The organism is Vulcanococcus sp., assembly GCF_044369115.1.
In the GTDB taxonomy this organism is placed as follows: Bacteria; Cyanobacteriota; Cyanobacteriia; order PCC-6307; family Cyanobiaceae; genus Vulcanococcus.
Genome location: NZ_JBIPMN010000092.1, coordinates 1 through 10,290, shown reverse-complemented (window position 1 = coordinate 10,290; position 10,290 = coordinate 1). Strand labels below are relative to the sequence as shown.

11 protein-coding genes are annotated in these 10,290 nt (G+C 65.0%); 3 read left to right on the top strand and 8 right to left on the bottom strand.

The genetic code is table 11. The features are described 5' to 3' along the window. Window positions 1-264: hypothetical protein (locus ACIQ2E_RS08515; RefSeq protein ID WP_398328938.1), on the top strand; the 264-nt coding region annotated here is incomplete at its 5' end. Here ACIQ2E_RS08515 and ACIQ2E_RS08510 read toward each other — a convergent pair. Then, window positions 252-392, bottom strand: coding sequence for a hypothetical protein (locus ACIQ2E_RS08510; protein ID WP_398328941.1), 141 nt, complete (start codon window positions 390-392; stop codon window positions 252-254). The genes ACIQ2E_RS08515 and ACIQ2E_RS08510 overlap by 13 nt on opposite strands. A gap of 237 nt (window positions 393-629) precedes the next feature. Between ACIQ2E_RS08510 and ACIQ2E_RS08505 the strand changes: the two genes are divergently transcribed. Then, window positions 630-2,159 carry a carboxypeptidase M32 gene (locus ACIQ2E_RS08505; protein ID WP_398328935.1) on the top strand — a complete coding sequence of 510 codons (1,530 nt, stop codon included), beginning with the start codon at window positions 630-632 and terminating at the stop codon, window positions 2,157-2,159. 55 nt (window positions 2,160-2,214) lie between these two features. Further along, complete coding sequence (locus tag ACIQ2E_RS08500; protein ID WP_398328932.1) at window positions 2,215-2,802, top strand: inorganic diphosphatase; 588 nt, start codon at window positions 2,215-2,217, stop codon at window positions 2,800-2,802. Window positions 2,803-2,843: 41 nt separating this feature from the next. Here ACIQ2E_RS08500 and ACIQ2E_RS08495 read toward each other — a convergent pair whose 3' ends face one another. The 7 genes from ACIQ2E_RS08495 to ACIQ2E_RS08465 all read right to left on the bottom strand — a co-directional run. Further along, the gene (locus ACIQ2E_RS08495; RefSeq protein ID WP_398328929.1) at window positions 2,844-4,790 is read right to left on the bottom strand and encodes a chloride channel protein; all 1,947 of its coding nucleotides are present in this window, start codon (window positions 4,788-4,790) and stop codon (window positions 2,844-2,846) included. A 19-nt stretch (window positions 4,791-4,809) separates the two neighbouring features. Then, window positions 4,810-5,763: a hydroxymethylbilane synthase gene (gene hemC, locus ACIQ2E_RS08490; RefSeq protein WP_398328926.1), complete on the bottom strand. Its 954-nt coding sequence runs from the start codon at window positions 5,761-5,763 to the stop codon at window positions 4,810-4,812. A 108-nt stretch (window positions 5,764-5,871) separates the two neighbouring features. After that, on the bottom strand, window positions 5,872-6,279 hold the full coding sequence (locus ACIQ2E_RS08485; protein ID WP_398328923.1) for a DUF1824 family protein: 408 nt from the start codon (window positions 6,277-6,279) through the stop codon (window positions 5,872-5,874). Continuing rightward, a complete protein-coding gene (locus ACIQ2E_RS08480) occupies window positions 6,272-6,970 on the bottom strand; it encodes a phosphatase PAP2 family protein (protein ID WP_398328921.1) in 699 nt (232 codons plus the stop codon). Before ACIQ2E_RS08480 ends, ACIQ2E_RS08485 begins: the two co-directional genes overlap by 8 nt. Next, a complete protein-coding gene (locus ACIQ2E_RS08475) occupies window positions 6,970-8,745 on the bottom strand; it encodes an ArnT family glycosyltransferase (RefSeq protein ID WP_398328919.1) in 1,776 nt (591 codons plus the stop codon). The genes ACIQ2E_RS08480 and ACIQ2E_RS08475 overlap by 1 nt, the downstream gene beginning before the upstream one ends. 9 nt (window positions 8,746-8,754) lie before the next feature. Further along, on the bottom strand, window positions 8,755-9,849 hold the full coding sequence (locus ACIQ2E_RS08470; RefSeq protein ID WP_398328916.1) for a glycosyltransferase: 1,095 nt from the start codon (window positions 9,847-9,849) through the stop codon (window positions 8,755-8,757). 75 nt (window positions 9,850-9,924) lie between these two features. Next, a partial coding sequence (locus tag ACIQ2E_RS08465; protein ID WP_398328913.1) for a sigma-70 family RNA polymerase sigma factor occupies window positions 9,925-10,290 on the bottom strand: 366 nt, incomplete at its 5' end.

The following is a 10,290-nucleotide window of genomic DNA, read 5'->3' as shown; positions in this document are numbered from 1 at the left end:
CTGTTCGGTTTCTTGCTCATCTACACCGCATGCATCAGCCTCGGGGGAGAAATCCTGCTGCTGGCCAGCTACCGTGGCCTCGGGGCTATTACGGCTGCGCTCTGGGGAAATGCGGTGATCCTTGTGGCCTTGGTGAGTGCAAACATCGTGCTTTCAGAACCTCTCAACCTGCAGACACTTCTGGGAGCTGCTGTGATCTCAGGCGCCCTGCTGATGACAGCAGGAACACCCAAGAGCAAAGCAGACAGTATTCAACGAACATAACCAGCTCGAGCCATCAACGTCTGGACCTCATCAGAGACAAGAAAGGTCACAAAGAGTGCCGCCTCGGGGTCCGCTGCTGGAGACACAACAACATTCAGATCACGCCAGATGCGCAGGTCTTGAGAGATAGGAACAATCTCAAGGATCTGCGGATAGTCAACGGCCCATTCAAGCCAGACACAGGCGCATCAGCCCTGGCAACCCCATCGAGACAACAGCGAGTGGTGACATCATGAGAAAGAAGGAACACTCGTGACTTCAAGCTGGAAACAAAGAGTTGCGATCAGTCCAACCCCAGAAGCCAGCTGCAGATGTGCCGCTCAGGGCCCTGACCTGCCAGGCTCTGTTTTCGATTTAGAAGCTCGATGTCTGGCCAGAGCGCTTGGGCACAACTGAAGGCGCATCTGCGCGTCACACAACTCACAGGCTCCATCCACAGCACCCTCTACTTCGACCAGAACACCGCCATGCCGGCGGCGGCGGCGGGCTGGCGCGGTGAGCAGCTGGCCCTGCTGGCACAGCAGCTGCACGAACGGCAAACCAGCGCCGCCTATCAAGAGCTGCTCGCCGGCGCTGAGCAGGAGCTCACGCCCGAAGCACCTGCCGAGCAACACCACAACCTGCGGCTGCTCAAGCGTGAGCTGGCACGCCAGAGCCGCCTCGATCCGGCCCTGGTGGGAGCGCTCGCCCAGGCCCAGGCGGAGGGCTACAGCTGCTGGCAGGAAGCCAAGCAGCGCAGCAACTTTCAGCTGTTCGCTCCAGCCCTCGAGAAGCTGATCGCGCTGCGGCTGGAGCAGGCCCAGCAGCTGGCACCGGTGGAAGCCCAGGCCGATGGCAGCCCCCGCAGCCCCTGGGAAATCCTGGCCCAGCCCTTTGAGCCCGACATCAGCCAACAGCAGCTCGCGCAATGGCTGCTGCCCCTCAGAGACCTGCTGCCGCCCCTGCTGGAGCAGGCGCGGAGCCTGCCGGCGGGCAGCAACGAGCCCTGGGATCTGTGCGAACCGCAGCAGGAAGAGCTCTGCAGCGCCCTGCTCGAAGGCTGGGGCTTCAAGGCGGAGCGCTGCCTGCGGGCCCGCTCGCCCCATCCCTTTTCCTGCACCCTCGGGCCCGACGATTTCCGCATCACCACGCGTGTCGTGGCCGGCCAGCCCTTCTCAGCCTTCCTGGCCACAGCCCACGAATGGGGCCACAGCCTCTATGAACAGGGGCTACCGCGCAGCGGCGAGCACTGGTTCCCCTGGCCTCTGGGGGAAGCCACCTCCATGGCGGTACACGAAAGCCAGAGCCTCTTCTACGAAAATCGCCTGGGGCGCAGCCAGGCCATGGCCCGGCGCTGGCATCCGCGCTTCACGGCGGCCCTGGGCCGCGATGTGTGGGGCGATGCCCAAGCGTTCTGGCGCGACCTCAACCCGATCCGCGCTGGCCTCACCCGGGTGGAAGCCGATGAGGTGAGCTATGGCCTGCACGTGTTGCTGCGCTACGAGCTGGAGCTGGCGCTGGTGGAAGGCGGCATGCCCGTGGCGGAGCTGCCGGAAGCCTGGAACCGCGGCATGCAGGAGCTGCTGGGGGTGAAGCCGGCCAACGACGCCGAGGGCTGCCTCCAAGACGTGCACTGGAGCGAGGGCCTGTTCGGCTACTTCCCCTCCTATGCCCTGGGCCATCTGATCAGCGCCCAGCTCAGCGAAACCCTGGAAGCCGAGCTGGGGCCGATCGAAACCCTGCTCGCGGCCGATGGTGATGCCCAGCTGGGGGCTTGGCTGCAGCAGCGGGTGTATCCCCTGGGCCGCAGCGTGAATGGCGCCGAACTGGTGGAGCAGGTGAGTGGCCGGGCACTCAGCCATGAACCCTTCGGCCACTACCTCCGCCAGAAGCTGGAGCGCCTGGCAGGCGGCTGAGAGCCCTTGGTGGGCCATCCGTAGGATGCCGCCCACATCCCTTGCCGCTGCCCTGATGGCGAACATCGACCACGCCCCGAGCCGCACGATGCTCAACCTGCTGCACGTGCTGCCGGCCTTCGCCGATGAAGCCGAGCTGCGCCTCAACACGATCGTGGAGCTGAACAGCAACACGATCAACAAATACGAGCTGATCACGGAAACCGGTCACCTCAAGCTCGATCGCGTGGGCTATTCCTCGCTGGCCTATCCCTTCGCCTATGGCTGCATCCCCCGCACCTGGGATGAAGACGGCGACCCGCTCGACATCGAGATCGTGGGGGTGACAGAGCCCCTGGTGCCGGGCTCTCTGGTGGAGGCGCGCATCATCGGCATCATGAAGTTCGACGACGGCGGTGAAGTCGACGACAAGGTGATTGCCGTGCTGGCCGATGACAAGCGCATGGATCACATCACCAGCTACACCCAGCTGGGCGACCACTGGCTCAAGGAAACCCAGTACTACTGGGAGCACTACAAGGATCTGAAGAAGCCCGGCACCTGCCGCGTGAACGGTTTCTTCGATGCCGCCGAGGCCGTGAAGATCGTGAAGGAATGCGAGGCCCGCTACATGGACACCATCGATCCCAAGCTGGTCAACTGAGCGCAGCTGCAGAAGCGATTCGCACGATCGAGCAGCCCCCGTCAGGGGGCTTTTTTGTGCGCCACCGCCGCCGCTCTAGCCAGCGCTCGGGCCATGCCATCGCGGCTGGCGAGGCCCTGAAGTGCCACAAGCGGCAAACCCGAACCGGGGATGCCCACCGGCAACTTGGGCAGGGCCTGATGATCGAGACAAAACACCGGCACCTGCCGCAGGCCATTGGGCTGAAGCTGATCCTCCAGCTGAGAGAGATTGGCCTCCGACGAGAGCCAAATCAGATCAGAGCGGCGGCAGTCGCGCAGCGGTTGATCGGCCAGACCCGCAGAGATCGGGCGTTGCAGATCCTCCAGGGTGACCAGCGCCAACACCCAACCCTCCTCCTCCACCACCAGGCAATGGCCATGGGCAGCGAGCAGCTGCTGCAGGGCAACCTCTGCCGTGGTGGAGGCCGCCAGCACCAGGGGTGATTCCGGCTCGAGCGCTTCCACAACCGCAATCGAGGCCAGCCGCCCGCGGCGCTGCTCCTCCTGCACATCCGGGCCCACCAAACCTGGATCAGCCATACCGTGCCAACGCTCTACCAGCAGAGCGCTCAAACCGGCCGCCGCCATCAACGGCAGCACGATGCGGATGTCGTGGGTGAGCTCAAACAGCAGCAGCAGAGCTGTGAGCGGCGCCCGGGCGCTGCCGGCCAGCACCGCCGCCATGCCCACCATCGCGTAGGCGGGAGGCTCGGCCACCGGCAACTGCAGGCCGCTCTCCCCCAGCAGCTGCCCATACACGTTGCCAAGGACAGCACCAAGAAACAGCGACGGAGCAAAACCGCCACCCACAAAACCCGTGGCGCTGCTCAGGCCCGTAGCGAGCAGCTTCACCGCCAGCAACCCCAGCAGGCTCGCCAGGGCGATGCCGCCATCACGGCCCAGCAGGGCGCCGATGGTGTCGTAGCCCACGCCGAGCACCTGCGGAAAGCCGAGGGCCATCAAGCCCACCGCCAGGCCGCCAAACCCGGTCACCACACAGGTGGGGAGCCGCCCAAGCTGACGCTGCACGGGCTCGCTGCGCCCGAGGGCAAACAGATTGAGCAGAGCCAGCGACATGCCGCTGGCCACCAGACCAAGCCCCAGATAGAGCGGCAGCTCGAGCGGCGAGCGCACCTCATAGGCGGGGAGGCGGAAGATCGGTTCATCGCCCAGCGAGAGTTGCGTAACCAGCGAGGAAGCCACGGCGGCAACCAGCACCGCTCGCACGCTGGGACGACCGGGGATCGTGCTGTAGCTGCCCTCAAAGGCAAAGAACAAGCCAGCAATCGGTGCCTTGAAGCCGGCCGCCAAACCAGCTGCCACGCCAGCAGCCACAAGGGCTTTCTGGGAATCAGGCGAGAGGCCGCCCTTACCTGCCACCCAAAGGCCGATATTGCCCCCACTCTCCACGCTGGGACCCTCCGGGCCGAGCGACGCGCCGCTCCCCAGGCTGAGGGAGGCTGTAAGTAGGCGCAGGAAAGGGAGTTTGGGCGTGGGCTGCACGCTTCCATCTGCCATAGCCATCAGGCTCGGCAGGCTGGGGCCCAGATCGCGGCCCCACTGACGCAGGGCTCCCACCGCCAGCCCGCCCAGCAACGGCACCAGCACCACGGGCCAGGCCGAGAGCCACAGCGGCAGGGGATCACCCGGCAGCGGGATCGGCTCCGGCGGTGGCGGCGGTGGTGGCAAAAACGCCAAGCCTCCAAGCCCGATCTGCAACAGGGCGCCCAGGGGGGTGCCCGGCACAGGCAGCGGCGGCTCCGGAAGCGGCGGCGGTTCCGGTGGTGCGGAGGCAAACAGGCCGATCAGCCCTTCCACCACGGGGCCGTAGAAGAAGTTGTTGATGAAGCCCAGCAGGTAGTGGAAGCCCACTACCGCCAGACCCGTGAGCGCCCCAACCAGGGCAGCCCAGGCCAGCAGGCTCCACTGAAACGGCAACACGCGGGGTTCAGCCACCGCGTCTGCCATTGCTTCAGCAGGGGCTGAATCAGGCCTCGGGCCGGACGGTGGCAAAGATCTCCTCCAGGATCTCGCCAGCGCCCTGGGCCCGCAGGGCGTGGGCCAGGGCGATGCCGATGGCTTCAGGGTCGCCCTGATCGCCGCGGGCCTCATCGCGGATCAGGCGCTGGCCATCGAGGCTGGCCACCATGCCGGTGAGCACCAGCTTTTCACCTTCGAAACGGGTGTTCACACCGATAGGCACCTGGCAGCCACCTTCGAGTTCGCGCAGGAAGGCGCGCTCCGCCAAACAGCGGCGGGCGGTGGGCAGGTGCTCGAGCACCTTGATCTGCTCCAGCACCGTCGCATCACCCTCACGGCACTCGATGCCCAGGGCACCCTGACCCACGGCATGCAGGGAGATCGAAGGATCGATCAGCTCATGAATGCGATCGCCCAGGCCCAGGCGACCCAGACCAGCTGCCGCGAGGATCAAGCAATCAAATTCACCCGAATCCAGCTTCTCCAGGCGGGTGATCACATTGCCGCGCACATCCTTGAACGTGAGGTGCGGGAAATGGTGGCGCAGCTGGGCCAGGCGGCGCAGGGAGCTGGTGCCCACCACCGAGCCCTCAGGCAGGGTGGCGAGGGTTTTGTCTTTGTGCTTCTCGTGCACCACCAGCGCATCAGCGGGATCTTCCCGCTCGGTGATGCAGCCCAACATCAGGCCCTCGGGCAGGTTGGTGGGCAGATCCTTGAGGCTGTGGACAGCAATATCAGCCCGGTCCACCAGCATCTGGGCCTCCAGCTCTTTGGTGAACAGGCCTTTATCGCCGATCTTGGCCAGAGCCACATCGAGGATCTTGTCGCCCTGAGTGGCCATTGCCTCGATCGTGATCTCAAGGCCGTCGTGGGCCTTGGCCAGCTCATCGCGCACCCAGTGGGTTTGCACCATGGCCAGCTGGCTGCGGCGTGAGGCAATGCGCAGTTGGGAAGCGGCCATCGGAAGCGGGAGGGGGCAGCGCTGGGCCGCCGAAGTACAGCCGCCAAGCCTAAGGATCGGTGTGCCTGGGCCGGTTGGGAACGGCCAAGTCGTGATCAGTCGTCGTGATCAGGCAGCGAAAAAGTTGAGTGGCAGCGGCCCCCAGGTGTCTTCAGCCTCGGGATCCGCGGGGCTGTGGCCCGTGATCAACAGCCCTTCTCCAAGGCCAGCCTCGCGTCGCACTAAGAAACGGCCACTGTTCTGATTGGCCTTCAGAAACACAGGCCCCTCGATACTGCGGAGGGCTTCCCCCGCCGGATCAAGCTCATGGGCTGGCCAGTCCAGAGCGTTTTCCAGAGCGCGCAATGCCAGAACCGCTGCATCCGCCGAGGGAGCCATCACGCCCACGGTGAACCAATCGCAACGCTCGAGCAGCGGCATCAACGCCGCGCGCAGGGTGTCGCGCCCGGCGGCATCCAGCTCGGGAGCCGAGCGCAGACCGCGAAGGTCGGCGAGAGAAACCGAGGCGTCAGCCATGGGAGGAGGTAGGCGAAGAGGGTCGGCAGCGCTGCTCCCAAACGGTGAAGCCCGCCAGGCAGAAGCTCAGCCACACATACCCCACGGCGGCTCCGGCAGCGATATCGCTCAGCCAATGGGCGCGGCAGTAAAGGGTGCTGAGCCACACCAAAGCCACCCAGCAGCTGGAGAACACAAACAAAGGCCGACGCAGCCGCGGGTAATGGGCCGAGAGCAGGCAACAGGTGAGGAAATAAAAAACAACCGAGCCAGCCGCATGGCCACTGGGGAAGCTGCGACCGCTGATGTCGTCGAGCAGCCGGCCGCTGGGACGGCGGCGGTCAAACAGCGGTTTGAGCCAGCGGTCGACGATCACGAGGATGCCGCCGGTTCCCATCATCAGGCAGACCAATTCCGGCCAGAGGCGCTTCAGGCCGAGGAAGATCAACACCGCCAGCACCAGCACCGCGGTGAGATGCACGCCGCTCATCTGGTACACCCGCAGCAGCAGATGGCCGAGCGCCTCTGGAATCAGGCCATGCACGCCATCCAGCAACTGCTCATCGAGGCGCGGGTGGCGAATCGCCGCCAGCTGAGGACCAGCCCAGCCCAGCAACAGCACCGTGAACACCGCGAAACCAAGCCGCCACGCACCCAGAGCAGCCAGCCAGTCGGCCAACAAGCCACGAACCCGATGCACCAAAGCGGCCATCAGCGCGGCTCCAGTTGCTGAAGCTCCTCCACCGGCAGCCGGAGCAGGCGGTGTGCATCCCGCCGGCCCAGTGGCGTGCCATCACCGGGACCAAGCCCAAACTCGAGCAGTTCAGCGTCGCTACCCAGCAGCAGCACACTGGCCGGCTTCGCGGTACTCGAGTTCACGGTGCTGGGAGCCTGGCTGAGGGTGCGGATTGCCTTGCGGGGAGAGCTCACAAAGAGCACAGGGCGGCCGCTGTAAAACACCACGCTGTAACGCTTGTAGCCAACTACAAGCAGCGGCTCATTCGGCAACGCCTGCTCACCCGCCAGACGGGCCAAGGCGCGTATCGGCAACTGGCGCTCGCGATCCACCAGGGGCACCAGCACCGGCAACACCAAAGCAAGTGCAGCAGCAACCCCAGCGGCGTTGGGCAGCCACAACCAGCTCAGGCCCGAGCGGGCGCGCCACAGCAACAGCAGCAGAGCCATGGCCGCGAGGAGCAGCGGCAGGGCCAGCAACCAGGGCAGACCCGAAGCCCGCACGGCTTCTGCAAAGGCTGGATAGGAGGGGTCGGTTTCGATCCAGCGGGGCGCCAGAACGGCCGCCAGAGCCATCAGAGCAAGCAGAACCGCATTGCACCAGCCTGTGATGCGCTGACCCGCGGCCAGCGGTGTGGGTTCCGGCTGCAAGGGCAAGAACAGCAAGGCCACCAGCAGGCTTCCGCCGGGCAGAGCAGGCAGGATGTAGCCCGGCAGCTTGGTGGCCGCCGCTGAGAAGAACGCCACCATCAACACCAGCCACAGCAGAGCCAGCAACGGCAGGTCGGCCCCTGGAGGCGTCTCACGCCAAACGTTGAGCCGCCAGAAGCGAAGGCGAATCGCCGCAACCGGGAGATACAGCGACCAGGGCAGCAGCAACAGCAGCACCCAAGGCAGATAGAACCACGGTGGGCCGGGGTGGTCGTAAATCACCGAGGTGAAGCGCTCCAGGTTGCTGAAGCCAAGGAAGCGGCCCAGAAATTCCGTGCCATTGGCGGCGGTGGCCATGCCATACCAGGGAGCGGCCACGCCCAGAAAGAGCAACACCAGGGGAACCAAGGGGGTGCGGCGCAGCTCCAGAAACAGGGTTCCCTTCAAAGCCCAGAACACAAGCATCACAAGCCCCGGCAACAGCAGACCCACCGGCCCTTTGGCCAGTACGGCAATGCCGCAGAACAGCCCGAGGGCCGCAAAGCCCACTGGACGCTGCCAGGGCCGCTCAGCTGGGGCGCTGTGCGCGAGCACAAAACCGAGCAGGGCCAGCGTGATGCCACTCGCCAAAAACATATCGGTAACCGAGGAGCGCCCCCAACCCAGCCAGCCCGGGCTGAGGGCCAGCACGGTGGCTCCCAGCAGCGAGCGGCCCAGGCGCTGATGCATGGCTTCCGCGGCCGGAGCCACCAGCATCAACACGGCAAACACCGCGTACACCGTGGCACTGGCGGCCAAGGCCACCGGCAACCGAGCCGCCCATTCGCTCACCCCGAACAGGCGGAAGCTCAGAGCGACCATCCAATACCCCCAGACGGGGTAATCGAAGAAGAGCTCGCCGTTCCAGCGAGGGGTGACCCAGTCGCCGTTCACGAGCATCTCCCGAGGGATCTCCACGAACAGACCCTCGGTCTTGTCCATCAGTCCAAGCGCACCGAGTTGCTGACCAAACACCAGGCCGCAAAGGGCAGCCAAAGCGAGCAGGGCCAGCAGCAGGCTGCGGCGTTCGTCCCGGTCAAGCCAGGCGTTGAAGCGTTGCATGGCGAGAAATTAGGGGGTGTTCCACACGAAACGGCTACTGGCGGCGTAGTTCCACACGAACACCACCAGGATTCCGGAGAGCTGCGCCCAGAGCGTGTCGCGGGCCACCAGGCTGTAGAAAGCCGAAGCCAGACCCACATTGGCCAGCACAGGCAGCGACGCCACCAGCAGGAACTTGAGCAGGCCGCGCAACAGAGCCAACTCCTTCAAGCGCTGGAAGCGGAAGGTGAGGGCGTTGTTGATCAGGTAGTTGGAACTGGCGGCCGCCACCACCGCGAACGGCAAAGCCTGCGCAAAGCCCAGGCCGCTGAGCATCAGCAGCTGAGTGACCAACAACTGCACAGCCACACCGCTGAAGCCCACCAGGCCGAAGCTGATGGCCCGACGCGGCAGCAGCCGCAAGCTGAGGCTATGCAGGATCGAGATCAGAAAATCCCAGAAGATCGCCAGATCGAGCTTGGAGCTGCCGTAGGTGCGCGGCTGGAAGCTCAGCGGCACTTCCGTCGCACGCAGCCGGCCCTTGCTCACGGCCAGGAGTTCATACAAGAACTTGAACCCGTTCACATCCACCGCACGGATCAACGGCAGCACTGTTTCAAGCCGCAGGGCAAAGAAGCCGCTCATGTAGTCGGAGAGGCCGGCGTAGCCCCGCGGCAGGCTGAAACGCGCGCTGGCATTCGCCCAGTTTGAGCCGCGTTCGCGCCGCCCGCTCAAACCAAGGATTTCGGCGTCCGGGTGAAACCGACTTCCGATCACAAGATCGAGGCCGCCCTGCACCAGCGTGTCGATGGCCCGCTGCACAGAGGCGGGCTCGTGCTGGCCATCACTGTCCATCACCACAGCCACATCCCCGGTGGCATCGAGCAATCCCTCCTTGATGGCGCTGGCCAGGCCAGAGCGGCCTACGCGCCGGATCAAGCGCAGGCGCGGTTCCGCGTGAGCCAGGCGCCGCACCAGCTCGGCCGTGCCATCGGCGGAGTCATCGTCCACCACCAGGATTTCGAGGTTGTAGTGCTGCTGAAGCGGCAGCAACTGCTCCAGCAATGGCTCGATGTTGCCCCGCTCGTTGTACGTGGGCAGCACGATCGAAACCCTCAGCACCATGGCTTGCCCAAGAGAAAGCCGGCGGTCGAGCCGCCGGCACTGCAACCGTAGGACGCAGGACTGCGGAAACCAGGCCTACTTGATGTACTCCTTGAGTACGCCGTTGCGATTGGGGTGGCGCAGCTTGCGCAGGGCCTTGGCCTCAATCTGACGAATGCGCTCACGTGTCACATCGAAGATCTGACCGATCTCCTCGAGGGTCTTCATCCGACCGTCGTCGAGGCCGTAACGCAGGCGCAGCACATCGCGCTCGCGCGGGCTGAGGGTGGCCAGTACGCCTTCGAGATCTTCCCGCAGAAGGTTCTTGGCCACGTCCTGCTCAGGGTTCTCGATGTCGGCTTCGATGAAGTCGCCGAGACGAGAATCCTCTTCCTTGCCGATCGGGGTTTCCAGAGAGATCGGCAGCTGGGCGCTCTTGGCAATGAAGCGCAGCTTCTCAAT